1 protein-coding gene is annotated in these 813 nt (G+C 58.2%); it reads right to left on the minus strand.

The window, feature by feature from the left end:
• On the minus strand, window positions 1-656 hold a 656-nt coding region (locus ACUHMQ_RS20890; protein WP_445297364.1), incomplete at its 3' end, for a TolC family protein.
• Window positions 657-813: the final 157 nt, after the last annotated feature.

Here is an 813-nt window from a genome sequence, read left to right on the forward strand (position 1 = left end):
GCTTGTGCCGCATCCAGTCCCGTCAGGCGCCATAGCTGCTGGCTATGCTGTGCCAGGGTGTTCTGGTCCCGGATTTCCTTGGCATCCGCACCGTCGAAGCCCGCCTGTGCTTCATCGACCTCCAACCGGGTACCCGTACCTACCGTCATCGCCAACTGGGCCTGTTGCAGTTGCAACTGGTAGAACTGCTTGTTGGCGGATGTCGCCTGTAGGGCTTCTTTGGCATGCAACACGTCCAGATAGGCTTGCACCACCGATGCCAGCAGTTGCTGCTGGCTGGCCTGCCATTGGCTGTCCGCCTGTTCGCTGGCCAGCACGCCCTTTCGGTAACCCTCAAACTTGCTGACATCGAACAGGGGCAGGCTGAGGTTGGCGCCATAGTTATAGGCAGCCGTCGGGCTGGCACTGACCGGTGTGGTCGGCATGTTGTTGGTGTGCTGGTAGGAGACACTGAACTGCGGCAGCAAACCCGCCAAACCTTGCACTTGCCGTTCTTGCCCAGCACGCAAATCGGCACGGGCTGCGGTGTAGTCGGCGTTGAACTCGCGCGCAGCGCGCCAGGCATCGACCAGATCAAACGCTGCGGCAGGCAATGCGGCGAACACACTCAACAACGATAGATAGGTAAACCCATACTTACTGATTATCACGCTCATACTTCTCACAAAACGGGTCACCGTCGCTAAAGGCGCGACGGCAGCCTCTATTCACTTAACGTTCTTTGATGGCTTCGCTGAACACTTCTTTGATGGGCGACAGCAGGTAGTCGATGACACGACGACTGTCCGTCTTGATTTCCGCAGTGACCGCCAT

The organism is Chitinimonas violaceus, from assembly GCF_052601015.1.